We start from the raw sequence: 25,950 nt of genomic DNA, 5'->3' as shown, positions 1-25,950 counted from the left end.
TCTCGCTGTCGACGACCGATTGTCCAGGTCCGCCACACGGGCTGGGGCAGGCTTTCGCAGCCTGGGAGGGATTCGTGCAGGTAACACAGCAAGTGGTGCAGCTCGCTGCAGACGGCGGCATCGGCACCATCACAAACGGGATTAAGCCCGACTGGGCGGTATTTGGCGCCATCGGGACCAAGGCGAAGATCATCGTCGGCGTGGTCATGGCCGGTGCCGTTCTCTTCCTGCTCGGGAGCGCCATCGTCGGCGCTGTTCATATCCGTGTCGGAAATCAGCAGCACAACTCGATGGAGACAAAGAAGGGGCAGACGATGGTCGGCAGCTCCCTTCTTGGCCTGTTCGCAGTCGCCTCCATGTCAACGCTCTTCGGCATCGTCTACGGGTTTGGAATCTGATGGCCGGGAACCAGAAGCAGACCGGCACGCGGAGTCTGACGGCCAAGGCGTCGGAGACTCCCGGGACCGGGATGGAATCCCCGTGGCGCAGGGTGAAGATCGGCGCGATCATCTTCGGCGTCGTCCTCGTGCTCGGGGTGGCGCTGACCCTGTTCGGCGGCGGTGGTGGCGGAAGCGACCAGGGGAGACCAGAGGCTCCTGCCGACTCCACGCCCACCTCTCAGGCCGGCGGCAGCGGGCCCGGCGCCAAGGCGAAGTCCGTCAAGGGCGGTGTCCCCGTGGGGTATCCGCGCACCAAGGACGGTGCTGCGGCGGCCGCGGTCAACTACCAGGTCGCTCGCTCCTCGCCGGGGTACTTCACTGACCAGGCGCTGCGTCACCAGGTGCTCAAGACGGTGATGACGTCCACTGCGCTGAGCAGCCAGCAGGCGCAGGACGACCAGATGGCCAAGGGGCTGTTGGCGTCGCTAGGGGTGACCGAGCAGACGGCTCCGGACATGGTGATGCGCGCCGCGTCGCTCGGCACCAGCGTGCGCTCCTTCTCTGAGGACACGGCGACGGTCAAGGTCTGGATGAGCGAGGTCGTCGGGGTCCCCACTGAGCAGTCGAAGATGCCCGTCTCGGGCACGTGGTCGACCTACACGCTGATCCTTCAGTGGGACGGAGACTGGAAGGTCGCGACGATCGACCTGGCGGACGGCCCCACCCCGCTGGTCGCGCCTGACCAGTCGGCGTCGTCGACCGAAGACATGCGCCTGGCCAACAAGGAATTCGGGGCGCCCCGCTATGCAGGCTGATTTCGTGCGGCGGCGCATGGCGCAAGGGCTCGTCGCCGCCGTGTTCGCCGCCTCCATTGTTGTGGCCGGACCAGCAGCCCCCCAGGCTCACGCGGGTGTTGGCGTTCCCGGCTGGCTCAATCCGTGCAATGCGCCGGGCGGAAAGACGGTCTGCAAGAAGGCGGAGGAGGGCGCCAAGTGGCTGTACGACAAGTCGGGTGCCGATTCCGTTGTTGAGGGTGTGAGCGAGGCCATCGACTTCGCCAGTGACCCGCTCGGCTACCTGGAACAGAAGCTCCGGTCCGGAACCAAGGGCATGTTCGGCGCCTTCGGCGAGGAGCTCACCGGCAAGAAGCCTGCCGCGCCGAAGAACGGCAAGAAGCTCGGGCCGGTCAAGAAGGGCAAGGGGGACTAGTCATGATGGAAATCGACTGGGGAAACCCAGGGTTTATTCGCCTGTACGGTCTCATCTTCGCCCTCTCGGTTGTCTTCACCATGGTTCAGTGGCTGATATCGGTGGTGAAGCGAGCGGTCCGGGGTGTGCCCTTGGGACAGGCCGCCATGGAGAACGTCGGCTACCTGCTGATGTCCGTGGTGGTGGCGGGATTCATGCCGGCTGCTGTGGCGACCACAGTTGATTTCATCGACAGTGCGGCAGAGGCGATTCTCGGTGACTACATCGCCGAGGTATTCGTCGGTGGAATGGTCATCTTCACCGCTCTGGCTGCCATTTCCGTTCTGTTGCCCGGGGTCGGGGTGGTCATCGCCATCCCGATCTCCTTGATGGTCCTGACGGCGGTGTTCGGCCTCTGGGTCATGCTGGTCGTGCGCAACGCGCTGATCCTGCTCGGGCTCATCTTCGGCCCACTGGTCTTCTCCGGTCTCGTCGATAAGGACTTGTGGGGCCATACCCGTAAATGGGTCGGGATCATGGGCGGGATCATCGCGAGCAAGCTGGGAATCTACCTCGCCCTCGCCCTGGCGGGCGCCCTCCTGGACGGCGTCGCCGACAGCGGCGACCGCATCACCTTGCCGCAGGCCATCGGTACCTGCATCACCTTCATGGCCCTGCTGTTCATCGCCCTGTTCATGCCCTTCCAGATCGCGAAGTGGCTGCCCATCGTCGGTGACGAGATGCAGGCCATGTCCCAGATCAAGGACGAGGCCGGCCAGCGTGCCAAATCCGTAAAGGCCAAGCAGGACGACATGAAGACGCAGGCCGCGTCCAAGAACCCGTCCGGCGGTGCGGGCGGCGGCGCCGTCGGCGCGGCCAGCAAGGCCGCACCGCCTGCGGCTGCGGCGATGGCCGTCAAGGAAGGCCTCGATCAGGCCCGCGACCAGACCATCCAGGCTGCGAAGGACGGCGCCAACAACGCCTCCGGCGACGGCGGTGGCGGTGGCGGTGGCGGTCAGCAGGGCGGCGGTCAGCAGGGGGGCGGCTCCGGCAAGGGCAAGGCCCCCGGCGGGGCGGGCGGCAGTCCGCGCGGTGGCGGCCGCGGCGGCTCCGGCGGCGGAGGCAGCGGTGTCCCGGGCGGAGCCCGACGGCCGGCTCCCGCGCCGCCTCCGCGGTCGGGCGCGCCCGGATCCAAGCCGGGAGGCGCTCCCCCGCCGCCGCCGAGGCAGGGCGGCCAGGCTCCCCCGCCTCCGGCCCCCGCTCCCCCGCCCCAGCCGCCCGCGAGCTAGCGGCAGCTCTCACCCCATCCATCACGCATTGAGAAAGGAGTCGCGATGGACCGCGTCTTCAGCTTCCCCCGACCGCGTCCACGCGGTCTGCTGGGGCGGCGCTTCGAAATGGACGAGCAGCTGGTCCTGCTCGGCGGCATCATCCTGGCCGTCGGCCTGCTGGCCGCCCTGCCCGGGATCCCCCTGAAGATCCTCGGATGCCTCGGTGCGGCCGGGACGTGCATCTGGGTCACGATGGTTCCCTACAAGGGCCGCACCTTCCTTCGCTGGTACGAGATCCGCCGCTCCCACCGCCGGCTGCTGCGCGACGGCAAGCTCCTGTACAAGTCGACAGCCCCGCTCTCCGGGCGCCGCAGGGACGGCACGCCAGTGCCGGTGGCCCAGCCGGTGGGCGTGCCGGAGTCGCTGGAATGGATCACGGCCAAGACCGCGTACGGGGACATCGCCGTCCTGCTCCAACCCAGCGAGGGCATGTTCGTGACCTGCATCGAGGTCGAGGGCGCCAAGAACTTCGGCGGGCTCGACGGCGCGGACAAGGAAGCGCTGATCTCCGCCTACGAGTACCTGCTCAAGGAGACTGCAGAGAGCGGCGGGCGCATCCAGTACGTGCAGTGGCTGGCGCGGCTGCTGCCCACCGACCCCAACGCCCACGCGCACGATGCCGCCGCGCGGCGGGATCCGGCAGCGCCGTCCTGGCTGAGCGACTCCTACGACCAGTTGGTCGACATGGTCTCGGTCTACGCCGAGGACCGGCGGCTGTTCCTGGTGCTGGGCATCCCCTACACCCAGGAGCTGAGTGCCGAGGCCCTGACCTACAAGACCCTGCACGACGGGTACGGCGAGGTGTTGGGCAAGGAGGTCGAGCAGTTCATCCGGGGGCTGGGCGGCGCGCAGCTGCGATGGGTGCGCAACCTGGACGAGCCCGCGCTCGCCTCGCTGATCCACCACACCTATGCGCCCGACCACTGGATCAACGACACCCGGGGCATGGACCGCGCGAGCTGCTGGCCCGCCGAGATGGACGGCCGGGAGCCCACCCGCATGGCCGCCCGCAGCTGGGAGGGCGCCGATCCCTGGTACACGAGTACCGCGTGGATCAAGCAATTTCCGGTTCTGCCTGTCGGCGTCAACTTCATGGCTCCGCTGCTGCTTTACGTCAGCGATGTGATCTTGACGGTCGGGGTGACGATGCGGTTGCTGCCGGCCGACAAGGCCCTGGAGGACGCCATGGCGGACGTCACCAACGAGGCGGGCCAGGCCGACAACCATCCCGGGAAGATCGTCGACCCGCGTGAGGAGCGTGAGCTGGGGGCGTCCGCGTCCACCATGCATGACCTGGCCAACGGTGCGGCGGGGGTGCGCCTGACCGGGTGGGTCACCGTCACCGCGCCCGATCCCGAGTTGCTCGTCCAGCACCGCAACACGGTGCGGGCGGCCGCGGTCAAGAGCCAGTTGGCGCTGGAGTGGTGCGACTCCGAGCAGTACCGCGCGTTCACGAACACCTTGCCCATGGTCACCGGACTGTTGAAGGACTGAGGCGCCATGCTCGAACTCGTACGCCGCCAGTCCCAGACCAGACGGCGCGCACTGCGCACCACCACCGCCACGGCGTCCGGGCTGTACCCCGCGGTCGGCGCCCCGTCCTCGGATCCGAGGGGCGTGATCATCGGCCGGGAGATCTACTCAGGAAAAGCCTACATTTACGACCCGTTCGTCCTCTACGACCCCTCTGCCCGCGAGCGCCTCCCCAGCGGTCACGCCCTCGTGCTGGGCAAGTCCGGGTTCGGTAAATCGTCGCTCGAAAAGTGCTATGTGCTGCGGCAGTTGCGCTTCAGGGACCGCTCGTTCTGCATCCTGGACGCGCAGGGCGAGGACGGCGTCGGCGAGTGGGACAGCATCGCGCGGGCCCTGGGCGTCACCCCAGTCCGCCTGGTGTACGGCGGTGAGGACGGCGAGGGAGTGCGGCTCAACCCGCTGGACCCCCGGATTCCCTCGCAGTACCAGTTCAAGATCCTCTGCTCGATGGTCGAGATCATCGGCGGGCCGCTGAGCAGCGAGAGCGAGTTCGCCCTCTCGGTCGCCCACGCGACCGCGCAGGTCCGGGCCGTGGCCGAGGAGCGGGTCGCGGTTCTGTCCGACATTCACGATGCGCTGACCAACCCCGAGCCGGCCATGCTCGGCCGGCGCCAGGTCGGCGCCGAGGACATGGTCGAGTGGGGCCAGCCGGCCAGCCTGGCGATGGACCAACTGTGCAGCCCCACACGGGATCTGGCCGGGTTGTTCAACGGCCCCACCACGCCCGGCATCGACCTGGATGCGCGGCTGATCGTCTTCGACCTCACGCGGTTGCCGCGTGAAGGCGAGGCCATGCCGCTGCTGATGAGTGTGCTCGGCCCGTGGCTGCGCTACGCGTGGATCAAGACCGGGGACAGCATCAAGCGAACGCTGATCGTCGAAGAGGCCTGGCACATCCTTTCCCACCGCCCCGTGGCCAGGCTGTTTGAGGAATTCGTCCGGTATGGGCGGCGACTTGGTCTGTCGTTCTGGGCGATCCTGCACCACCTCGGCGACCTGATGGTCGACGAGGCGCCCGAGGCCGCGGCCATCTTGAAGCTCACCGCTACCAGGGTGCTCTACCACATGGACAAGGCCGAGGCCGACATCACGGCGGACTACCTGCAACTGCCCGACTGGGCGCGCGAGGCGCTGGTCGACGGCGCAAGCCGCTGCTCTCCGGGGCGGGCCGTGTGGCAGGTGGGCAACCGGATGCACCTGGTGGAGCACATCCGCAGTGCCACTGAGTCGGAGCTGACCAACACCAACCGCAAGATGACCGAGGCCAGTTCCGGCAGCCAGGCGACCGCGGCACCGCTCATCTCGATGCGAAAGAGCGCAGCCTGATGACCTCCTTGAACCTCGCCGATCGCACGCCGTCCCGGCCCGCCGCTCTCCTGTCCACCCGGCCTTCGGGCCGTCCCCGCCGCGGCGCCTGCGCCGGGGTGCTGCTCACGTCCGGTCGGCCGGCCGACCGTGGCCCGATTTCCACGGGTGGGGGTGCATGGTAGTGGCCAAGGTCGTCACCCCGCACTCGGGCAACCGCCTGCACGTCTACAAGGACGCCTGGTGGATCGCCCTGTGCATCACCGCAGTTGCTCTCACCCTCTGGACCTGGGTGGCTGCCGTCCTCTCCGGTCTGCTCGCACACGCCTCGCCCGCCATGGTGTCGTGGAACGAGACGGCGGCCGCCATCCCCGCCCTGGTCTCCGATCCGCTGCACCCGCAGGACGCCTACCCGGCCGGGGCCGGGGTGGGCGGGCCGTTTGCTTTCTATCCGCCCTTCCTCGCTACGGCGGTCGGCACCTGCTGGGGAGCCCGGGCCGGGTGGCGGCGCTGGCGTACAACGCGCGACGAGGGCACCGACGGACTGGCCACCACCGGCCAGCTGGAAGAAGCCATGGGCGAGGCCAAGGCCCTGTCCCGGCTCGGCGCGCTGCGCCCGAGCCTGGCCACACCGCGGCCCTCCCTCGACAAGGCGGCCAGCCCCGGCCGGGCGCTGCCGTGGCGCTCCAGCGCGCCTCCGAAGGTGACCGACGTGCCGGTGACCGAGGTCGCCGTGTTCTGCGGCACCGCCATCCCGACCGGCGTGAAGTTGTATATCCCGTTCGAGGAGACCGTTCTGATCGTCGCCCCTCCCCGTGAGGGCAAGACGTCACAGTTGATCATGCCGTGGATCCTGGACTTCCCCGGCAGTGTGCTGGCCACCTCCTCCAAGACCGACGTGCTGTACGCGACCGCCAAGAGCCGCGAGAAGTACGGGCCCGTGATGGTGCTCGACCCGACGGGCCTGTCCAACTGGCCGCTGCAGCTGCAGTGGGCCCTCACGGACGGCTGCGAGGACTTCACCGTTGCCCGCAAGCGCGCCGAAACCCTCACCGGCACCGCGAAATCGGATGAAGGGACCAAAAACGGCGGATATTTTGTCATGAACGCCCAGATGCTCATGACGTGCTGGCTGCACGCAGCCGCGCTCGACGGGCTGAGCGGCATGGACATCCTGCGCTGGGCCACCGCCCCCACCGAGCGGCAACCGGTGGACATCCTGGCCGCCCATGGCCAGGAGAACCTCGCCCGTGCCCTGGCCGCCCAGCACGCCGCAGCGCCCGAGGAGCGGTCGGCGAGCTGGCGCACCGCCGAGCAGAGCATCCTCGCCCTGTACGACCAGAAGGTCGCCGCGATCTTCGGCGAGTCCGCCCGCGACGAGAAGAACTTCTCCATCACGAAGTGGCTCACCGAGGGCGGCACCGTCTTCCTCATCGGCGAGGAAGACGAGGGCTCCAGCCTGGCGCCTATCCTGGCGGCCTTCTCGCGGGCCATCCTCGACACCGCCAAGGTGATCGCGGCCCGGATGCCCAACGGGCGGTTGGACCCGCCGCTCGCCCTGCTCGGCGACGAGCTCGCCAACGTGGCTCCTCTGCCGCAGATCCCCAGCCTGATGTCCGTCTCCGGCTCGCAGAACATTTTCATGGTCGCGGTGTTGCAGAACTTGGCTCAGGCCCACGAGAGGTGGGGGGAGTTGGGCGTCCGCAAGATGTTCGCCGCCGCCACCATCAAGGTCATTTTGGGTGGCGTCTCGGACGAGCAGGAGCTGAAGACCTACTCCCAGCTCGCCGGCGAGTTCGAGGAGGACACCGAGTCGGTCAGTGACGACGGAGACCGCGCCTCCATCAGCATCTCCACCCGGCGCCGGGCGGTGCTCGAGCCCGGCGACATCCGGCAGATCAAGGAACGCGAGGGCCTGGTCGTCCACCGGCGTACCCCGGTCACAAGGGTGAAGTTCGAGCGGATCCACGAAGGCCCCCGCGCCAAGGAGATCAGCGAGGCCACCAAGGATGCCCTGAAGAAGGTGAACAGCCATGCCGCCAGCAGCTGAGTGGTCCAAGGTCGTCCTGCGGTCCGTGCGCGGAGGGCTGGTCAGCCTCGCGCGGCGCATCGTCCGCCCGGAGGAGAACTCCTCATCCGCTCCCGCGCAACCCCACCACGAGGGCGAGGATCCACTCGGTCCGCTCTTCGACGTTCTCGAGGCCCTCAACAGCGAGCAGCGCGAGTTCCACACCCGCCTAATCCGTCTCGAAGAGGCCTGCTCCCCCAGCCCCGCGCAGCCTGACCGTGTTGACGGCGATCCGCTGGGACCGCTCTTCGATGCCCTGGTGTCCATCAACGAAGAACTCACCGGCTTCGCCAAGCGCCTGGCCCGACTTGAGGACGCCGCCGTGCGTGCGGCGCGAAGCCGCCGGGTACGAAAGGCGGTGCCCCGTGCCTGATCCACTGGGGCCGCTCTTCGATGCGCTGGAGTCCATCAACGGCGAACTCACCGGCTTCGCCGCGCGCCTGGCGAAGCTAGAGGATGGCTCCGCCGTCCGTGGAGCCAAGCAGGCCGGCTCAGGTGAGGACGGCGGCAGCGACAACGCGCGCGTCCGCGGCGCGCCCATCGCATGGCACAAGGTCAAGGAAGACGAACGCGAGGCGCTGTGGGCGGAGTTCACCGCGTGGGTGATCCGGATGGCCGACGTCTACGAGCTGACCACGGAGCAACTCCCGCATGCCTGCTGGTGGGAGCATGGCGCTGTGGTGGCCGAGTTGACCGCACTGTGGACCGGCTGGGAATCGGCCTACGGCAACGAGGAGGACGCGGCCGCCGGCCCCTACCTGTGGCATGACGCCTGGTCACGCGGCATCGAACGGATCGGCCGAAGCTGGCTCGGCGAGTGCACCAACGGCTACCACCAGACCAAGTCGCGCACCGTCTGGGGCACCGACCCCGCCTACCGCAAGAAGGTCATCGAGGCCGGGCCACCCGGCGCCACCAGCAGCAACGGTGGACCGGCCAAACCCAAGGCCGCATAGCCGACACCGGCGTTCCTGATGTCCCCGGGTCGGCGCCGATGGGCCCGGCCCGGAGAGAAGAGCAACCAATGATGAAAGGTACGACCCTCATGACCACATCTCCCGCTCTCCTGCCCGTCCACGCCTGCGACCACGTGCTCCACATCAGCGCGGTCGAGACCCCTCTGATCACCGAATTCGTCGCCGCCCTCAGCCACCTGGAACGCGCAGCCGCCCTGTCCGGCACATCCGGTGCCCTCATGCTGCCCAACGGAAAGTCCGTCACCACCCGCGAGATGAGCGAGTGGGTGGCCATGAACACCAACCGTCTCCACGCCCTCCTGGGAAAGATCACCGACACCTTCCCCGAGCAGAAGGCCACCGTTCCTTCGTCTCTCACCTGAGCCGAGGCGCGGCGCACAGCGGCAAGACTCAGCCAGTTGCCTGGGTCTCGGTCACCGCAGCCGGGTCACCGAAACCACGGCATGCCGGGTTGTCCCAGCCAGCACCTCGGCGAACAGCCCGGTGTCCACCGTCTCGTACACCGCGCCCGTGTCCGCCCGTCGCCCGGGGTCAGCATCGGTCAGGCGTGCTGCCGCCTGCGCCGCGACCTGTTGACCGACTGGGAGAGCGCCGTGCGCCCGTCCGGCAGGCGCACGGCCAGTGCCCGCGGCCGCGATGCCGGGGCCGTGCCCTACGGCGAAACCCCTTACATGATCTTCGCGACCTGTTGGGCCGATCCGGAAGAGAAGCAGTACGCCCTCCGCCAGCAGGCCCAGGAGTTGAGCAAGCAGTGGCGGGCGGGGACAGGCGGTAGATAACACGGGTTGTCGTGCTCCCGGCCCTCGATCCGGCAGACGCCGATCAGTTGCGTCCACTCCGCCGGTGGCGCCCTCCTAACCTGCGGGTATCGGTAAACACACTGGTCGACGGGTATGCGGCTCGGTAATGATGGGCCCTCGGCCCCCAACGGAAGGACGACATCGAATGGCTCCGCTGCCGCCGCTCACGCACGCACAGCGCGCTGAGGCGCTTCAGAAGGCGGCGGCCGTCCGCCGCGAGCGCGCCGAGGTCCTGGCGTCGCTCAAGGACGGTCGCCTCACCCTCAAGGACGTTCTCGGTCGAGACGACGCAGTGATAGGCAAGACGCACGTGCGGCGCCTGCTGGAAGCCCTGCCCGGCGTCGGCAAGATCCGCGCCGGCCAGCTGATGAAAGACCTCCATATCTCAGACCGCCGTCGTGTCCAGGGACTTGGCGCCGTCCAGCGCGCCCGCATGCTGGATCTGTTCAGCACCCCGCGGTGAACGTGCCCGAGCCCGGCCCACGCCGTCGGACTGCGGCCCCGCGTCCACCGCGCGGGCCCGGAGGTCTCCCATCTAGAGAGCTTCAAGCGCTGGGGTTACGCGCCTGTTTGCGCCGGTGACGTCTGACATTATGTCGGCTATGCCGGATGCATGAGATATCCCGATGGGGGCGGGCTGACCGCCGTGGAGCGGGCTCAGCGGGAGCGGGTTCGGTTCGAGGCCGCCGACATGTTCGCCGCTGGTGCTACCAACGCAGAGGTGGCCCGGTGGTTACGGGTCTCGAGGATGTCGGCAAATCGCTGGCGCTGTGCCTTCGACGAAGGCGGCAAGGAGGCGCTGGTGTCCAAGGGGCCCGGTGGCGCCCGGTGCAAGCTGGACCGTGAGCAGCTGAAAGTGCTGGCGGCACGGCTGGAGGCGGGACCGGTGGTGCACGGCTGGGATGAGGATCAGTGCTGGACGCTGACCCGCGTCGCCGAGCTGATCGCCCAGAAGTTCCACGTCACCTACACCATCGGCGGGGTGGGCTATTTGATGCACCGGATCGGCTGGAGTGTGCAGGTGCCGACCCGGCGGGCGGCCGAACGCGACGAGGAGAAGATCGATGCGTGGAAACAGGAGCAGTGGCCCGTCATAAAAAGAGGGCGGCGGACCTGGGGGCCTGGCTGTGCTTCGAAGACGAGGCCGGCCAGGGCCTGAGGCCGCCCAAAGGCCGTACCTGGGGCCGTCGTGGCCACACCCCGCTCGTGCAGGTAACCGCCGCGGGGACCCGACGCATCTCGATCGCCGGCTTGGTGTGCACCCGACCGGACCACTCCCCACGGCTGATCTACCGGACGCACATCCACCGCGGGCGCAAAGGCGAGAAGAAGGGGTTTAAAGAAGCCGATTATGCGCGCCTGCTCGATGCTGCCCATCAACAGCTCGGCGCGCCGATCGTATTGGTGTGGGACAACTTGAACAGCCATGTCAGCGCGGCCATGCACCGGTTGATTGCAGCCCGCTCGTGGCTCACGGTCTATCAACTGCCGCCCTACGCACCGGAACTGAACCCGGTCGAAGCCGTGTGGTCCCACATGAAGAGGAGCCTGGCGAACCTCGCTAAACGCACGATCGAACAGCTCGCCAGGATCGTGAAGAACCGACTTAAACGGATGCAGTACCGCCCCGGCCTACTCGACGGGTTCATCGCGAAAACCGGCCTGGACTTCGAACCCCCTGAGGATCACGACGTTGACCTACACCATCCGTGAATACACACACGCCGACGAGCGCTCCTGGCTTCGCTGCCGGGTGCTCTCCTTCCTGTACACCGCCTACTACGACGACGTCGATCGCGCCAAGCCCACAATCCCGGCGCCCGGCCTGGAACTGGTAGCAGTCGACCAGACGGACACTGTCGTGGGGATCATGGACACCATGGTCGCAGGCACGCTGGCGACCATCGACACCGTCGCCGTCCACCCCGACCACCAGCACCGCGGACTCGGCCGAGCCCTCCTCCAGAAGACGTGTATCCAAGCCAGAGATCGGCAGGCAACCACGCTCGATGCCTGGACCCGAGACGATCCGGACACCCTGCGCTGGTATCGGGCGATGGGTTTCAAGGAAAGCGACCACTACCTCCACGTCTACGCGCACGCCTACACCGCCGCAGACGAGCCCGACCACGTAATCGTCAAGCCGCGGCCCGGCCTGCGGCTCATGTCCGCCTTCCTGCACGCGAAGCTCGCGGACGAGGCACAACTGCGACGCGAGTTCAGCCGAGTGCATGTATGCCGCCGCTTCGCCATGACTCTCTGAAACGATCAACCCCGGCCCATGGTCGGCTCGGGTCGGCTGTAACCCCCGCCCTTGAAGCTCTCTAGTTTTGCCCGACTGGATGCGCGGCGTCATCGTCCTACCCATCCCCACCGCCGACCTGACCCGTGCCACAGGTCTAAGCCGCAGCGAACTACCCGGCACGGAGCTGACCGTCACCGCCGACCTGACGGCCCCCACCGAGGACGCTGTCCGCCCGAGCGACCCCAGCCTTGCGGGCCAGCGCCGCTTACCGGCGCTCCAGGACCGACCCGGAACCACGGCGGAACCTCACCGCCGTCGTCGGCCGCCCGCTTGCGCCTGTCCCGCCGTCACCCAGGTCGGTCGGTGTCCGCGGGCCGTACGAACGGCACCGGGTGCTCGTCGACGGTTCGGGTGAACAGGTCTGGGCCCGGTCCGTGACCGTCACCAGCCGCCCCCTCTTCTCGTCCCAGCCTTCCGCGAACCGGTAGCCGCAGCCACCGCTCTCACGCGATCATGGCAGCACAGCAGCCTCCCGAGAGGAATCCGCTCATGCCGAACAAGACTCAGGCCCGCCGGCTCACCCCTGGACCGGACCGCGACAAGCTCGCGCAGGACCTGAAGAAGAAGTACGACTCCGGCGCGAGCATCCGGGCGCTGGCGGAGGAGACGGGCCGTTCGTACGGCGGCGTGCACCGCCTGCTCCAAGACGCCGGAGTCACCTTCCGCTCCCGGGGCGGAGCCCCGCGCCGCACCGAGCCCTGACCTGCGGGGTACGGGCGTACGGTGGAGGCATGGCGACGTGGAAGCCGAGCTACTTCCAGGCGGAGGAGATCGCGGTCCGGCGCCTGACCTCCGCGCACCCAGAGGAGTACCACCGCCTTCTGCAGGAGGCGAAGGCCGAGCTGCCGACCGAGTCCTGCGAGAGCTGTGCCTACCTCGGCGCCGACGCCTTGGAGCTGGCCGACGTCCTCGGGCACGACGAGCAAGGCCACCAGGTGCTGCGGGCCCTGTGGTCGGAGCAGATCCGCAGCGTGGACGAACTGCTCCGTGCTCTCGACGGCGACCTGGGGTTGTACTACTTGCACGGCCAGGGACTGGGGTCCGGCGGACTGGAGCGCATCCACGACCGGGTACGCCGGCTGGAAGGTGTCCGAGCAGCGCCCGGTGGTGAACCCGCGCCGGTCGGCGCCGCCGGGGACGTCCCCACCGCTGGTGTCCAAACGTGCAGGTCACGGGCTTGACGGTTCCGGGCCGACCGGCCGGAAGTAGGATCGTCGTCTTCATGGCCTCCGTCACGAGGGAGGCGTGGAAGGTGTCATCCGGGCTGGTCAGCGGCTTGTAGAGGCGCTTTGGGCCGTGTCGCGCGTAACGGCTTCGCGTACCCTTTCGGCCCGGCGGCGGTCCCGGAAGGCGGCCTGCCGACAGGAGTCCCGATCGTAGATCTGGTCCCTGCGGTGTCCGTGGCCCAGCGCGAAGCGGTGGCCGCAGACCGGGCAGCGCACGACTTGCTCGGGCTCCTCGCCCCAGAGGAACGCCAGTCCGATTGCGAAGGCTTCGGCCTGGTGGCGGCGCCACCTTCGATCGGCTGCCTTGCACGTGCGGTCGCAGAACCGCTTGCCGCTGCGGGCGCCCGCTGGCAGAGGCTTCGAGCAGTGGATGTACGCGCAGCGGCGTATCCGCCCGGCCATGGTTTCACCGTACGTCCGACTGCTCGATGGTGAAGGCGCTGCCGGTGTGGGAGAGCCGCAGCAGCCTCGCCAGCGTGTGCGGGACCGCGCACAGCCGCAGCTCGCTCCCGTGGGTCTTCGCCGTGCGGGCGGCGGCCAGCAGAGCGGACAGGCCGGCACAGTCGCAGAATCTCATGGCGCCGCAGTGAACCAGTACGACCCGATGACACGCCGCTGCCGCTGGGTCAGGCCTTCCGCGTCGGCCCGGATGCCCGGAGGACGACCGGGGAGGTTGGTGCTCCTGACCTCGTCCATGCGGGCCCCCTTCAAGATCTCTACCGGAACCGTATCCGGAGCACAGACAATGCGCACAGGCATTCGATGCGGATCGGGTGGCTGAAAGGCCTGGTCCGCTGCCCAGTTCAGTACTGAAGGGCCGGGACGGCTCCGCTGGTGCACGGAGCTCGTCCCTACTTGGCTTCGGCGGGAGGCCGGGAGTCGATCAGGTTGACGGTGTAGCCGAGTCCCTCCATCCACACCATGGTCGTGTCCAGCCCGGAGGGGGCGATGGCTGCCCGTTGGGCAAAGGACTGCTCTACGGCCCGTTGGATGGGACTGAGGAGCGGATTGTTCGTGCTCTGTATGGGGGTGAGCCACTGCGGGCGGAAGCCCTGGAGGCCGGTGCGGTTGCGGGTGGCGATGGGGTGCGGGGTGTAGGGGAACTCGACGTGCATGTACTGACCGTCTTCGCCTGCGATGAGGATGTTCAGGGCCTCCTCGGGAGCGTCGAGAGGGATGCCGCAGGCGACCTTGACGTCGCAGGTCTCCCAGCTGAGCACGATGCAGTCGGCGGCCGCTGCCGCGGCCAGCAGGGACAGGTCCGCTATGCCCTTCTCAGCGTCTTCGCCCCTGTACAGCGGGCGGGTGTGGGCCATGGCGACGATGCGGCCGGCCCGTAGGGCCGTGAGGGAGGGCTGGTGGGCCATGCCCTCGGACAGGGCCGCGGTGTGGGCCCGCGCGGTCGAGTCGGTGAGCATCTGAACGATGGTCCCGGGCGGGAACAGGTCGCCTGGCGTATGTTCGCGGGCCCGCGTGGAGGTCCTGTCCTGGCGGGGGCGGCGAGTGCGAGTCGGCTTCCTGCGGCCCATCTGTTTCTCCTGACGGTGACGGCGAGTTCCTCAGGAGTGGACGCTAGGTGCCGTCGGACCGGGCAGACGGACCTGGAACGGCCGCGTCCCGCCAGGGGGTCTTCGAGCCCCGAGTATCTGGCTGCCTGTCCCGTCGCGCGGGACGGGGGGTGCACGTGATCACCGGCACGGCAGCGGCGACGCTCTGCCGGAGGTCGGTTGCGGGCTTCGGCTCCGGCGCCCGGAGCCGAGCTGAGACGATGTCTCGTGCCGGGGCGGCCGACAGGGGTTTGGATGACCCCGCCGTGACGGACGGTTGCCCCGGCAACCGAAGGTCGGTGGCGGGCGATCCGCTCCTGCGGTCAGGGATGGGTCAGCTCGCGCCAGTTGTAGGCGAGGTCGATACCGGGTGATCCGTCGGTTCCCGGTGCGGGGTTGACCGTGGCTGACCTCAGCGTCGAGGTGAGGATGCCCCGGCGCTGGGTGTTGGTCATCGAGCGCTGCCACTGATCCAGCGCGTGTTGGGGCGAGACGGGGACGTTCAGCTCCAGCTCGATCCCGTCGGCCATGAGGATCTCCTGTGCGATGCCGAGCTCGCGACAGGCTTGGGCGGGGAAGGCGCGTGTGAGTACCTCTTTCGCGATGCGGAGCTCCAGGTCGTCAGCGGAGAGTTCGGGCAGACACCCCGTGGCGCAGCCGTAGGTGGTCGGCCGGCCGCCGCCGGTCAGGAGCAGTCCGCACAGCCCGCAGGAGAGCAGATCGGTGAGCAGGGGTCCGTACCAGGGGGCGGGGCTTGCCTGGGCGGCCATGAGCACGGGTACCGGCTGGGTGCTTCGCGGCACGAATGTGACCTGTTGCAGGTCTGGGCGGCCGCTGGGTGAGGTGACCAGGCAGGCGGAGATCGGGTATGCGCCGCTGTCCGTGCGCCAGACGAATACCTGCGCGTCGGGGCAGTTCCGTGAGGAGGGACCTGCAGTCTGTCCTAGCTGTGTAGCGTCCTCGCGGATGGCGAGCAGTTCGGCGTTGTGCGGCGCTGCGGTGATGGCGTCGCGGAGGGCGCCGGAAAAGCACCGGGCGACGTCGTCCCAGTTGGCTAGTCGTCTTCGCGCATCATCGTCCAGCAGGACCCAGCGCATCAGGTTCCAGCCCGGCAGGGCCGAGTCGGGCAGCAGCGTGCGGGCGAAGGCGTTCGCCTCCACGGTCCGCCAGGTGCTGTCCACAATGAGGGCCGGGATGTCGTAGCCGTGCAGCATGCGCTGCAGGTACTTGTCGAGAGGAGCGCCGGTCGCGGCCAGGCATGCGCGGTGACTGTCTGGGATCTGCAGGGCGTCGATGACGGCCTCGACCGCTTCGGTGCCCGGCCAGGCGGTGCCCTGCTCGAGTGCGAGGTATTGAGCTATGGAGATGCCGGCCCGCTCGGCCACGTGCGAGGGATCGAGAGCGGCCCGGGCCCGGTAGACCGCGACTACCTCCCCGAGGGTGGCGATCACCATGCTCGGCTCCTGACTTCGACTAGCTGCTCACCCGGAACGGGTGTTCCACCGGCGCTGTTACTGACAGTTCTGCTGCCCCGTACGGTCTCAGCGTAAAGAACGCTTGCATAGCGAAGCCTAACCATGCTTTGTCACATCCTTGGCCGACCCACGGCTTGCTGCTGCCGCACCGCCCGTGAACAGTCCGCGCATGGCTCCTTCGCAGGTCAGGCGGCTCCTCCGGCTTCTCCGTCGTCCTGTCGGCCACAGCACGGGAGTGTAGGACTTTCACACAAGAGAGCACTCCGGCCATGGCAACTCCGGCGCGGAAAGCGGGGTACTCCAACGGATTTCGTCGCGCCCCACGGCCGACTGAAGACGTTCGGGCAATGCGAACCGCGGCCGGGTGCTCCCGCGCGCGGGTCTCAGGAGGCCGGGCGCTCGAACAGCTCGCAGACGATCCCATAGACCGCGGTCGCGTCCTGGACGGTACGGCCTCCGGCCATGAGCGCGCGGCGTACAGCGCCGCGTGCTCTGGGGTGTTCCGGGCTGACCAACAGGGCCTCGGCCACGGCTTCTTCGAGTTCCCGCAGGTGCTGGATGTGGCGCTCGGTCGGGTGCGCCGCCACTGTCACAGGGCCTCTCTTGAGTTCCGCGATCGGTGCGGCAGCCGGTGCGGTCGGCGTCGGCTCGGGCGGCGGAATCGCCGGAGTTCGGTCACCAGGGCCGGAGAGCACCGCTGGTGAGCGGGGCGCCGCCAGGACCAGCAGGGCGCACAGGTCGAAGAGGCTCACGGGGCCGAAACCGCGGCTCGACAACCTCTGGAGGGTGCCACGCGCGTCCCCGGAGGGGCGCGGAGTGTGAGGCGCGGTGTGGTTGATCAGGTCGTCCGCGATGACCTCGATCGCCGCCCAGTACTCGGCGGTTCGGAAGGAGGATCTGCGTGAGGGAGCGCCGGCCATGCCGACAACCTATAAGTGGCCCCGGCTCCACGAGCGTCCGCCCCAAGGGCAGTTCACGACAAGCGGTCTCATGCGGCGGTGCTCGCGGCCTGGGGGATCTGGTGGTCTGTAGGATTCGCGACTCGATGCGCACTGGCTCCTGCAGAGATTGAAATCCACGAGTGATGAGCACAGCACGCGTCGGTCCATCGTGCGCAATCGGTGTTCTGCATGCGCTGTGCCGGTCACAAATAGTGACAGGTCGGCTTTGTGGCTCGCCGTCGGCGGACCGGCCGGCCGGGCGAAGCGTGCCCCGACTGCTGACTAGAGGCGGTCGGCTGGCACACTGCGGGACCTGGCTTCCAGCGATGTCTTTGCCACACTGCGCCCCGGGCTGCGTGATCCGCGGCTGCTGGGAGCGGGCCTGGGGGCGGTGCGAACTGAGCCATGGGTGCGGCAGCTCAATATTGGGTCGCGGAACACCGCTACCTGGGACGCGTACGCTACTGCTATCGCGAGCACAGCTTGCCGCAGGCGCGGCCAAGGTCAGCTCCCCTTTTCCTACCGGCCGCTGGAGCTGATGTCCCAAACCGCTGCGGTCTTGTCCTCACTGCCTGTCGCCAGGCGGCTGCCGTCCGGGCTGAACGCCACGGTTAGCACGGTGTCGTCGTGATGGACTTCGAACAGTTTATTGCCGGTGGTGGCATCCCAGACCGCCGCAGTCTTGCGGTGGGCAGTAGCCAGACGGGTGCCGTCCGGGCTGAACGCCACGATCGGCACCTTCTCCTGGAGATGGATCTGAAACAACTGGTCGCCGGTGGCGGTACCCCAGACCGTCACGGTCTCGCAATGAGTGGTGACCAGCCGGCTGCCGTCCGGGCTGAACGCCACCACATTGGAGTCGTGGTCGAGAAACAACAGCGGTTTCCCGGTGGTGGCATCCCAGACCGCCACAGTCTTGCGTTGGGCGGTGGCCAGGCGGGTGCCGTCCGGGCTGAACGACACGCAGTACAGCGGGTCGCCAGCACGCGAAGAGAGAGTGAGTAATCGTTGGCCGGTGGCGGCATCCCAGATCGCTCCGACGCCGTCCCTGCAGGCGCCAGCCACGCGGGCGCCGTCCGGACTGAACGCCACCCTGACCACTTGATCAGTGCCGTGGAGCATGAGCAGTCGTTCGCCGGTGGCGGCATCCCAGACCACTGGGGTGCCATAGACGCCGGCGCCGGCCACGCGAGCGCCGTCAGGACTGAACGCCACTGAGAACACCGTGTCCAGCCGGCCACCAAAGTCCCGCCGCCACAGAAGGTTCGTGGTGTTGGGGTCTCGTAGAGCCCAGATCCGGATCGAGTGGCGGGATCCGGTGGCCAGGTGAGTACCGTCCGGACTGAACGCCACGCACTGTGCCCACTGTCCGACCTTGAACCTGCGTGGGGCGACGGAGTTCAGGGCCGGTGGAGGTGATGCGGCCACCGGCCGTGTGCTTCCTCGCCCGCTGAGTGTGGGTGCAGAGGGCAGCGGCTCGGGCATTCGGGCCGCGATCTGCGGCGACCCTGCCTGCATCGCGGATTCCCCGGCCTTTGTTACGAGGGCGCTCTGCTGCCCGTGCCCACCCGGCGCGGCCGTGCCGATGCCGGGGCTCCGGGCGATCGTCAAACTGCCTTCCCCGCCCAACAGCCAGCGATGAGGCGTCTGCCTGGCGCCGTCCGTCAGGAGGCGGTCATTCACGTGCAAGTACAGGTCTTCGACGGACACCCAGCCGTCGCCATCGAGGTCGGCGTCGCCCGTGCGCAGGCCGCTGACGATCGCAGAGGTAAAGGCAGACAGCTGTCCCTGCCCGGTCTCGGCGAAATGGTCCCCTTCCCAGGCGTACTGGAGGGCGTTGGTCGCGGTGATGACGGCGGTCCCAGTGCCGTGGAATCGCTCGCGGAGGTTGACCGAGGCGTCGCTCTTGGCCCCTGGGTCGAATGCCCCGCTGTAGCAGCAGTCCAGTAGGACCACGATGCTGCGGGCTACGCAGCCGTTGAGCTGGCCGCTGAGGAAGGCTGCGGAAACCGCGCTGGATTCCAGCAGGTCCGGGTCGTGGCCGGTGTCGGTGCCGGCGAAGTACAGGTGGCCGTCGTCGTCCTTGATGCCGTGGCAGGAGAAGTAGATGAGCAGCTGATCGTCGGTCCTGCGGCGGACGAGGAACTCCTGCACCTTGCGGCGGATGACGTGCGTGGGCTGGTCCAGAGCCGTGTGGACCGTGTAGTTACCGATGCCCGGCGCCGAAAGGACGTCACTGAGGGCCTGGGCGTCATGGCCGGGGGCGCTGAGCCGGTTGAGCTGTGGGTCGGCGTAGGTCGAGGTAGCGACGATCAGCCCCTCACGGACTCCCATGGGTCGTTTCCCCATTCCGCGGCGCGGCCGTCCTGCGACGGAAGTCGTCGATCAACTCCCGCTGTTCCTGTTCGGACAGGCCGGAAGCGGTCAGCGAGCGCTCGCCCTCGACGATCTCCACGCTCCGGCCAGATGCCCGCGCCGACCATGCCTGGATGACGGACACCACCGCGCTGAAGGCGTGCGGCGCGAGAGTCACCAACATGGCACCCAGAACAATGCCGTCCCCGGCTTTGGCGCCCGGCGGTTGGTCCCCGTCCCGCTGCAGCCGCACCTCCTCGACGCCCTGTTGGAGTAGCAGTTTGCGCAGCTGAGCTGTGCCCTCCACGCGCTCCCGCTCATCCGTTTCCGGTCCCGTGTCGACAATGACGCGGATCTGTACGCACGCCATGGCACCCCCTGTTGGAAGCTTAGCGAAGGGAGACAGCAAGAGGGGCGGGGTTCATCGCAACTAACCGTACAGAGGGCCCTGCAGCCCGAGTTGGCCTCCCGGGAAAGATCGACAACTGACAGTTACGAACCTAAGCCGTTGCGCACCAAACCCCGGATTTGCGTATTCACTGTTGCGCATCCGCCACCAACATTGCGCATCGAAACGTGGAACCTACATGGTCGTTGCGGGTGGCTCGGCGCACGATGGCGGCGTTCTGACGCATCACGAAGTGCCGGACGTGTTCCTCCAGGACGTCGTAGGTCTCGCCCTTGGTCATCTGTCCGTTCGCGTGGTCCCTGTAGAAATAGACGACGTCGGCAACGACTAGACCGGCTGCCCTCCCGACAGGCAGGGCGAGCCCTTCCCCGAGCCTGCGCAGAAATCCCGCCTCACGCCTAGAGCGCGGGGATCTGCGCCAGCGGCCCCTCGGCCGTCGCCCCTTCCCGTCATCCGCGCTCGCCTCCGGTGATGCCACGGTCATCGCGCGCCGGCCTGCCCTGCGGAGCTCCTCCGAGACGGGCAGGACAGGAGTGGGACGTCAGCGAGGACGGCAGGCACAAATACCTCCGAAGCAGCACGGGGCCGCGAGCGTGGTGGGCATCGGGAGGCCCACGCTGAACGAGTCCACGCATGCCCGCAATGCGCCGTCTCCGTTGACGGGAGCTCCCGCCGGGAATGCATCAGGCCCCGGAACACGTCCCGTCTCTTCGGTCCCGCCGGACGGCCCCTCAACCATTACACTCACGCTCGCAACCAGCGCAGGGCGGACGTCCGGACGTTGGCGACTGTGCACGGGGCGGGTCCGCCGACCGGACCGACCGGCGGCGCCGACCTCGACGTCCTAGTGCCCGGACTGCCCCGCCGCACGACCACTCAGAGAGTCCACGAGTTGGCTGACTCGTGACGCTGCGCAACGCCCGGGGTGTCGCTGCCAGGGCAGAGGACGGCACGCAACCGCCGGTATGCGAACCACCTTCCTGCGCCGCGCAGCTACTCGTCCCATAGGACGGTCTACCCCTCTCCCTCGCACGTTGCCCCGGCTCTACCTTCCACCCTCATGACTGAGCCACTCATCGGTGCCGTCCACGAGCGGATCATCGAGACGTCCCACTTCCAACCCGACGACGTCGTCCACGTCATCGGCTCCCTCATGGACGCCCGCCACTTCGGACAGCCGCATCTCGTCTACCGAGTCCGCGATGGCAGAGGGGCCCACGCCAGCGGAGAGCCCGCGCTCCTCCTCCACGATCGCGGGACCACCGTGAGAGCACCGGCCCGGTACCTGATCCACTTGAAAGGCTGTGCTCAGTGCGCCATCTTCGAGGCCGAGCTCCGTGAAGAGACCACCACGGCCGACTATGGGGACTCGGCGCCGCGTGAAGTGATGTTGATGGCACGCTCCGCCGATGGGCAGTTGCTCCACATCCTGGATGTCCTGCGCATTCAGGACGAACTCGGATACTGAGCGAGTGCCCTGCCATGACATCGAGCTCCCCCTCCGCCCTCGCTCGGGACAAGCACCTGGGTGCTGCCGAGGATCGTGTCGATCTGGTAGCCCCCGACTTGGGAGAGTGGGATCGGCTCGGGGAAATGGCGATTGCGGACAATTTCGTGTTGAGCCGCGCGACGACGGAACCCATTGACGCGCTAGTGACAACGACATTCAGCCGGAAGGCAGACCGCCTTTCGAGTGGGGCGGACCCGACGCTGCGAGGTCGTCGCAGGTAAGCTTCGACGACCCATGGGTACGGCTGTACGAGAACGGCCCGGCGCCCCCCGCATCTGCCGTGGGGGGAACCGGGCCGTTCGTCGTAGGTGAGATCAGACGTTGAAGCGTCCATTGGCGACGTCGCCGATGAACTCGGTGAACGAGGCCGGGTTGATCAGCAGCGCCGGGCCGTTGGGGTCCTTCGAGTCACGGACGGCGATGCCCTGGTGCGACTCAACGACGTTGGCGACCTCGACGCACTGGCCTTCCTGAGCGCCGCTGTACGACGACTTGCGCCAGGCGGCGCCAGGCAGGTCGGTGGCCATGAGGGTCTTGGGTGTCACTTGGACTGTCCTTCCAGATACGTGGTGATGAGATCCCGTGATTCGTCCACGGGAAGTGCGATTTCGGCAGCGAGCGCGAAGACGCTCTCCATGTAGGCGATTTCTTCAGGATCTTCGCTGTGAGTGCCGCCCATCGGGTTGTCGACGCTGACGACAGGCACCCACGGGTGCCCGAAGTTCAGAGTCGTGGTGGCCCCATTGGAGCCGTAGGCCGGGTGCGCGTTGAGCGGGATCACCTGAAGGTCCACGTTCGGCTGGTTCGAGGCATCAATCAGCTTGCGCAACTGGTCGCGCATGATGCCGGGGCCTGCCTCGAAGTGCGCGTGAAATGCCGACTCAGGAACGAGCGCGTGCAGCTTGACCGGGTTGTCCTTCCGCGTCAGCACTTCCTGACGCGAGAGCCTGATCGAGACCAGCAGCTCAGCCCGCTCGGGGCTGACGGAGACCGGCATACCGCCAATGATCTCGCGTACGTAGCCAGGCGTTTGGAGCAGACCGGGCACGACGACGGGATGGTGCGTGCTGATCTTGCTGGCCCGTGCTTCGAGCTGGACGAAGTCGACGAGCGGCTGACTCACGCGGCTCTCGTAAGCCTTCCACCAGCCGTGATCACCTCCGGCTGGCTCCTCGGCAACTTTCGCCACCTCATTGATCCCCTCCGCGTCGTCGACGCCGAGCTTGGCGCAGAAGTCTCGTACCTCGTCACCCGAGATCCGATACAGGCCGCGCTCAATGCGACTCAGCTTCGTGGTGTCCCAGCCTGGCATGAGCTTCGCGGCTTCCCCCGACCGCATGGGCTCGCGCCACCGACGGATCTGGGCGCCAACTCGACGGCGCATGACGGTCGGTGTGGCGCGCTTGGCGGTCTTCGACGACGCGCGTTCACGAGTCGTCGACGCACGATTCTGAGTCATAGACGCAGTGTTGCACGACGCCGACTCATCCGACGACGCCGGATGCATGTTCGCTCTTTCAGGCAATTCTGCCATCGCTGTTGCGAGTTGACCGCCAAAAGGAGCAAGCTAAGTGCGGCAGAGGGTGTGACTGCACATCAAGTCACACCCAAGGCATCACGCTGCGTCACACCTTGCTGCGTGAACGCGGTCGGGGGCCCCAGGCCCGGCCGGAATGGCTCGTCCGTGTCCCGTCAGGGCGGAGCCACGCCCCCCAACGACGGAGACCCTGCGATGCGAGTGCGAGCGTTATCACCCCAGCTCCGTCAGGACACGACGTGGATGGACCTCGACAACCAGCGTCAGCGCCAATGGCAGCCAACGCTCAGGCCGGCGGCGAACCGCAGCCTGTACCTGCAGCGGTTGCGGGTCTCCAACAACCGAGAATGGCGGGACACCCTGCCGGACCCAGAGAACCGGCGTCAGACGCGTTACGTCACCTACGCGTTGAACGGCAAGGACGGCAACGCCGACGAGGACCTGAGCATCCTGCGCCAGTGCGTCGAGGACGCAGAGGGCGCGGTCGGCTACTACGTAACCGACTCTTACGGAACCAGCGACCCGAACGACCGGCCCGACTGGCTCGAGGCGTGCCGCCTGCTGCAGCTCGGCTTCGTCGACGGCATCGCGGTCATGAACCGAGACGTGATCAGCCCCTCGGACGACCAGTACGAGGCCGTCGTCCAGTGGATCGGCGGGAGGCCCGCCCTGCTGATACTCGTCCGCCCAGAGGGCCGCGACTCCCGCAAGTCCCATGCCATGCCTACGATTTGGGAAGATCCATGAGCACGCCTCGCGGTGTTGCGCACCCGCCAACGGGTAGTACGCACCTCACCCAATCTGAGATCGGCGTCCTGGACGCGCTCGCCGGGGCGCAGGCAGAGCGCCTCGCTGGTAGGCGGTGCGGAGGCGGTGCTCGTGTTCAGCCAGTGTCGGGCTCGCGTGCGCTGGTGGCTGTCCCGCTAGGGCCGCTCTTTGGAGTCCGTCCAGTAGTTCGTGAGCATTTCGCCGGGCCATGTCGGCTGCGTGACCGGTCCGCGGGGCAGGAACTCCCTAAAACAGGCGACCAGGTCGATGATGGGGGTCCCGTCATCGGCGTCGAGGTCCTCGACGTGCAGGTCAAGCCCGTTCACCCGGAGCAGCCTCGGGTAGGAGATCGCGATGCGGGCGGGGCGCCGGTGGTTGTGGTGCACGAAGGTGCCGGTGGCCGGCCACGCCGGATTGTCCCGAGGGCTTCGAGCATGCAGAGCCACGTCGTTGGGCGATCCCTCGTGGAAGTGCCAGACGACCTGGAGGTGGGAGAATTCTTCGAGGCCTTGAAGGGTCTCGTGGGGGAAGTCCGGGTTCAATCGGATGATCGACACGACGCCCCCCTTGTAGTCGTCGATGCGTCCGGCGTGGCCTCCAACGACCCGACCGATGACCGGTACTTCGATGGACTCGTCGAACAAGATGGCCCCTTCGTTCCGATCTGGATGGCAGCCTGGCCGGCTACCACGGTCGTCGTCCTAGCCGCGTCAGCCTACGCCGAGCACTGCGCGCGCTTTGGCGTCGAGCTCGGCGGCCGGACTGCCTCCTCGGCCACGGAACGGGCTGAGCGCCCGACGCATCTGGACGACCGTCTCCCGGGCCCGGCCCGACTGCACTCCGGTCATGGCGTCGAGCGCCTGGCCCCAGGTGTCGCACGCGGCCTCGAGCTGGCCCTGTTGCACCTGAACGTCGCCCAAGTAGCCCAGGGTTACCGAGTGGGTCCGGGCGAACTGAGCCCGTCGGGTTCGGACACTGTGACGGAACTGCTGCTGCGCCCCCTTCAAATCTCCGAGGTCCCGCAGAGTGGCCGCGGTCTCGTGGGCGAGGCTGGCTTCGCCGAAGAACCAGACGCGGCCGGGCCCGTCCCCCTCTCCCGCCTTGCTGAGATCCCTCTCGGCCTGGGCGAGAGCAGCCACGGCCTCTGTCCGGCGGTTGTCGGCGGCAAGGCTGCGGGCGTGGACCACGCCGATCAGCGCCTTCTCGCGCCAGCTCGCGTTGGAGTACCGCTTTCCCGCGATGGAATCGGTAGCCAGGCGAACGGCTTGCCCGGGCTGCTTGAGGTCCACGGCCTGGTGGGCCATCGCCCGCAGGACGTGGCCGGCCAGGGGGGCGTCCTTGGCTTCCTCAGCCAGCTGCGTGGCGACGGTGAACCAGCGGAGCGCGATGGGGTGCTCCCCGGCGTCGAATGCCGTCCATCCGGCGAGGTACGCGAGTTCGCCTGCCGCGGAGGTCATGGCGCGCCGAAGTTCCTCGGAGGGGAATCGGCTGTTGAGGTAGTCGGCGATCTCGGTGCGCAGGTAGGCAACGAGCGCTGTACGGCCGGCGCCGCGGCCGCCGCGCTGCTGGTCGCGGCGAGAGAAGAAGACGGCCATTCCGCGGACGCTCTCGACGTCTTGGGTGGTGACGGTGTGCGTCGACACCGCTTTGCGGGCGCGTGCGCGCTCGGCTGCTTCCTTCCACCACGTCTCGGATGGCAGGGCCAGGCCCGCGACGGAGTAGGCCGAGCTCACCAGTGCTCGTCGACGGTCCATGTCCATGTCAGTGCCCCCGAGGTTCACCAGCGTCGTCAGCGTGTCGACGCTCCACTCCGGCGGCTGCGGCTCGGCACCCTCGTCTGCGGCAAGCCCGATGTCAGCGAGAGTGACGGTGCGGCCAAGGCCTCGCGAGAGCGTCTCGGCCAAGATAGACGGCGCTCGGCCGCTCGGGCGCGTGCCGGCGATCCAGCGGGCGATGGACGACTGGTTCGTCGTGTCCAGCTCGTGAGCACCGTTCTCCGCCGCGACGGCTCGAAATCGGGCCACCAGGCGTGCTTGAGGCAGCCTCAGTTCCTGGATGACGGCTTCCAGCCGACGGTTGCGTGTGCGCCCCACGGAGGGCCCCTGTCCCCGAAACGATCTTGCATCACGTGCATTGGATCCGCGGGCCGATCGGCATACCGCCCAGGCCTCGGACGCGGTTCTCTCGTGAAGACGATATTCCCGCAACCCCCTGCCAGTGCAGGGCTTCTGGTCACCTCACGCGTACGAGCTCGGTCTATGTCCGAAAACAGTTCATCGGTCAGTCGAGAGAAGG

General features: G+C 67.8%; 29 protein-coding genes and 1 pseudogene. 18 read left to right on the top strand and 12 right to left on the bottom strand.

The genetic code is table 11. The annotated features are described in order from the left end of the window. Nucleotides 1–74 precede the first annotated feature (74 nt). The 16 genes from OG883_RS45450 (at nt 75) to OG883_RS45375 (ending at nt 13,068) form a co-directional block, all read left to right on the top strand. Nucleotides 75–398 carry a hypothetical protein gene (locus OG883_RS45450; RefSeq protein ID WP_266554670.1) on the top strand — a complete coding sequence of 108 codons (324 nt, stop codon included), beginning with the start codon at nt 75–77 and terminating at the stop codon, nt 396–398. Next, nucleotides 398–1,195, top strand: a complete 798-nt coding sequence (locus OG883_RS45445; protein WP_266554668.1) for a hypothetical protein — start codon at nt 398–400, stop codon at nt 1,193–1,195. The genes OG883_RS45450 and OG883_RS45445 overlap by 1 nt, the downstream gene beginning before the upstream one ends. Continuing rightward, entirely contained in the window at nt 1,185–1,589 is a 405-nt protein-coding gene (locus OG883_RS45440; RefSeq protein ID WP_266554666.1) for a hypothetical protein, read from the top strand. Before OG883_RS45445 ends, OG883_RS45440 begins: the two co-directional genes overlap by 11 nt. A gap of 2 nt (nt 1,590–1,591) precedes the next feature. After that, nucleotides 1,592–2,857, top strand: coding sequence for a hypothetical protein (locus OG883_RS45435; RefSeq protein WP_266554664.1), 1,266 nt, complete (start codon nt 1,592–1,594; stop codon nt 2,855–2,857). Nucleotides 2,858–2,902: 45 nt separating this feature from the next. Then, nucleotides 2,903–4,393: an SCO6880 family protein gene (locus OG883_RS45430; RefSeq protein WP_266554662.1), complete on the top strand. Its 1,491-nt coding sequence runs from the start codon at nt 2,903–2,905 to the stop codon at nt 4,391–4,393. Between the two features lie 6 nt (nt 4,394–4,399). Then, nucleotides 4,400–5,758, top strand: a complete 1,359-nt coding sequence (locus OG883_RS45425) for an ATP/GTP-binding protein (RefSeq protein WP_266554660.1) — start codon at nt 4,400–4,402, stop codon at nt 5,756–5,758. A 157-nt stretch (nt 5,759–5,915) separates the two neighbouring features. Continuing rightward, nucleotides 5,916–7,787, top strand: a complete 1,872-nt coding sequence (locus tag OG883_RS45420; RefSeq protein ID WP_266554658.1) for a type IV secretory system conjugative DNA transfer family protein — start codon at nt 5,916–5,918, stop codon at nt 7,785–7,787. Beyond that, entirely contained in the window at nt 7,771–8,178 is a 408-nt protein-coding gene (locus tag OG883_RS45415) for a hypothetical protein (protein ID WP_266554656.1), read from the top strand. The genes OG883_RS45420 and OG883_RS45415 overlap by 17 nt, the downstream gene beginning before the upstream one ends. Beyond that, nucleotides 8,171–8,761 carry a hypothetical protein gene (locus OG883_RS45410; RefSeq protein ID WP_266554654.1) on the top strand — a complete coding sequence of 197 codons (591 nt, stop codon included), beginning with the start codon at nt 8,171–8,173 and terminating at the stop codon, nt 8,759–8,761. The genes OG883_RS45415 and OG883_RS45410 overlap by 8 nt, the downstream gene beginning before the upstream one ends. An 89-nt stretch (nt 8,762–8,850) precedes the next feature. After that, entirely contained in the window at nt 8,851–9,144 is a 294-nt protein-coding gene (locus OG883_RS45405) for a hypothetical protein (RefSeq protein ID WP_266554652.1), read from the top strand. 583 nt (nt 9,145–9,727) lie between these two features. Continuing rightward, on the top strand, nt 9,728–10,045 hold the full coding sequence (gene mihF / locus OG883_RS45400; protein ID WP_266554650.1) for an integration host factor, actinobacterial type: 318 nt from the start codon (nt 9,728–9,730) through the stop codon (nt 10,043–10,045). A gap of 150 nt (nt 10,046–10,195) precedes the next feature. Beyond that, entirely contained in the window at nt 10,196–10,741 is a 546-nt protein-coding gene (locus OG883_RS45395) for a winged helix-turn-helix domain-containing protein (protein WP_266554648.1), read from the top strand. Continuing rightward, complete coding sequence (locus tag OG883_RS45390) at nt 10,696–11,295, top strand: transposase (protein ID WP_323181092.1); 600 nt, start codon at nt 10,696–10,698, stop codon at nt 11,293–11,295. Before OG883_RS45395 ends, OG883_RS45390 begins: the two co-directional genes overlap by 46 nt. Continuing rightward, a complete protein-coding gene (locus tag OG883_RS45385) occupies nt 11,276–11,845 on the top strand; it encodes a GNAT family N-acetyltransferase (RefSeq protein WP_266554646.1) in 570 nt (189 codons plus the stop codon). The genes OG883_RS45390 and OG883_RS45385 overlap by 20 nt, the downstream gene beginning before the upstream one ends. 531 nt (nt 11,846–12,376) lie before the next feature. Continuing rightward, on the top strand, nt 12,377–12,589 hold the full coding sequence (locus OG883_RS45380) for a helix-turn-helix domain-containing protein (protein WP_266554644.1): 213 nt from the start codon (nt 12,377–12,379) through the stop codon (nt 12,587–12,589). A gap of 29 nt (nt 12,590–12,618) precedes the next feature. Next, entirely contained in the window at nt 12,619–13,068 is a 450-nt protein-coding gene (locus OG883_RS45375) for a hypothetical protein (RefSeq protein ID WP_266554642.1), read from the top strand. A 451-nt stretch (nt 13,069–13,519) separates the two neighbouring features. On the opposite strand, the gene OG883_RS45370 is transcribed toward OG883_RS45375, so the two are convergent. The 8 genes and pseudogenes from OG883_RS45370 to OG883_RS45335 all read right to left on the bottom strand — a co-directional run bounded on the left by OG883_RS45370 (nt 13,520) and on the right by OG883_RS45335 (nt 20,120). Then, nucleotides 13,520–13,690 carry an STAS domain-containing protein gene (locus tag OG883_RS45370; RefSeq protein WP_266554640.1) on the bottom strand — a complete coding sequence of 57 codons (171 nt, stop codon included), beginning with the start codon at nt 13,688–13,690 and terminating at the stop codon, nt 13,520–13,522. Between the two features lie 26 nt (nt 13,691–13,716). After that, nucleotides 13,717–13,809, bottom strand: a pseudogene (locus tag OG883_RS45365) (repressor LexA); the annotation flags it as partial. A 155-nt stretch (nt 13,810–13,964) separates the two neighbouring features. Beyond that, nucleotides 13,965–14,531 (bottom strand): hypothetical protein, encoded by a 567-nt coding sequence (locus tag OG883_RS45360; RefSeq protein WP_266554638.1) that lies wholly within the window; start codon nt 14,529–14,531, stop codon nt 13,965–13,967. Between the two features lie 452 nt (nt 14,532–14,983). Continuing rightward, nucleotides 14,984–16,114, bottom strand: coding sequence for a helix-turn-helix transcriptional regulator (locus OG883_RS45355; protein ID WP_266554636.1), 1,131 nt, complete (start codon nt 16,112–16,114; stop codon nt 14,984–14,986). Nucleotides 16,115–16,518: 404 nt separating this feature from the next. Next, the gene (locus tag OG883_RS45350) at nt 16,519–17,055 is read right to left on the bottom strand and encodes a hypothetical protein (protein WP_266554634.1); all 537 of its coding nucleotides are present in this window, start codon (nt 17,053–17,055) and stop codon (nt 16,519–16,521) included. Between the two features lie 540 nt (nt 17,056–17,595). After that, nucleotides 17,596–19,410: a caspase family protein gene (locus OG883_RS45345; protein WP_266554632.1), complete on the bottom strand. Its 1,815-nt coding sequence runs from the start codon at nt 19,408–19,410 to the stop codon at nt 17,596–17,598. Next, a complete protein-coding gene (locus OG883_RS45340; RefSeq protein WP_266554630.1) occupies nt 19,397–19,801 on the bottom strand; it encodes a hypothetical protein in 405 nt (134 codons plus the stop codon). Before OG883_RS45340 ends, OG883_RS45345 begins: the two co-directional genes overlap by 14 nt. A gap of 166 nt (nt 19,802–19,967) precedes the next feature. Then, nucleotides 19,968–20,120 (bottom strand): hypothetical protein, encoded by a 153-nt coding sequence (locus OG883_RS45335; RefSeq protein ID WP_266554628.1) that lies wholly within the window; start codon nt 20,118–20,120, stop codon nt 19,968–19,970. Between the two features lie 780 nt (nt 20,121–20,900). On the opposite strand from OG883_RS45335, the gene OG883_RS45330 reads away from it, so the two are divergent. Beyond that, nucleotides 20,901–21,308 carry a hypothetical protein gene (locus OG883_RS45330; RefSeq protein ID WP_266554626.1) on the top strand — a complete coding sequence of 136 codons (408 nt, stop codon included), beginning with the start codon at nt 20,901–20,903 and terminating at the stop codon, nt 21,306–21,308. Between the two features lie 356 nt (nt 21,309–21,664). Here OG883_RS45330 and OG883_RS45325 read toward each other — a convergent pair whose 3' ends face one another. Continuing rightward, nucleotides 21,665–21,895, bottom strand: coding sequence for a DUF397 domain-containing protein (locus OG883_RS45325; protein ID WP_323181091.1), 231 nt, complete (start codon nt 21,893–21,895; stop codon nt 21,665–21,667). After that, nucleotides 21,892–22,809 carry a helix-turn-helix transcriptional regulator gene (locus tag OG883_RS45320; RefSeq protein WP_266554624.1) on the bottom strand — a complete coding sequence of 306 codons (918 nt, stop codon included), beginning with the start codon at nt 22,807–22,809 and terminating at the stop codon, nt 21,892–21,894. Before OG883_RS45320 ends, OG883_RS45325 begins: the two co-directional genes overlap by 4 nt. A gap of 321 nt (nt 22,810–23,130) precedes the next feature. Here OG883_RS45320 and OG883_RS45315 point away from each other — a divergent pair, with 321 nt between their 5' ends. Next, the gene (locus OG883_RS45315; protein WP_266554622.1) at nt 23,131–23,634 is read left to right on the top strand and encodes a hypothetical protein; all 504 of its coding nucleotides are present in this window, start codon (nt 23,131–23,133) and stop codon (nt 23,632–23,634) included. A 176-nt stretch (nt 23,635–23,810) separates the two neighbouring features. Here the strand turns inward: OG883_RS45315 and OG883_RS45310 are convergent, their stop codons facing one another. Both OG883_RS45310 and OG883_RS45305 read right to left on the bottom strand, forming a co-directional pair. After that, nucleotides 23,811–24,299 (bottom strand): TrmO family methyltransferase, encoded by a 489-nt coding sequence (locus OG883_RS45310; RefSeq protein WP_266554620.1) that lies wholly within the window; start codon nt 24,297–24,299, stop codon nt 23,811–23,813. Nucleotides 24,300–24,365: 66 nt separating this feature from the next. Further along, nucleotides 24,366–25,748 (bottom strand): Tat pathway signal protein, encoded by a 1,383-nt coding sequence (locus OG883_RS45305; protein ID WP_266554619.1) that lies wholly within the window; start codon nt 25,746–25,748, stop codon nt 24,366–24,368. Between the last annotated feature and the right edge of the window lie 202 nt (nt 25,749–25,950).

This window comes from Streptomyces sp. NBC_01142 (genome assembly GCF_026341125.1).
Lineage (GTDB): Bacteria > Actinomycetota > Actinomycetes > Streptomycetales > Streptomycetaceae > Streptomyces.
The sequence above is the reverse complement of the archived record's forward strand: the minus strand, read 5'-3'. Positions and strand labels throughout refer to the sequence as shown.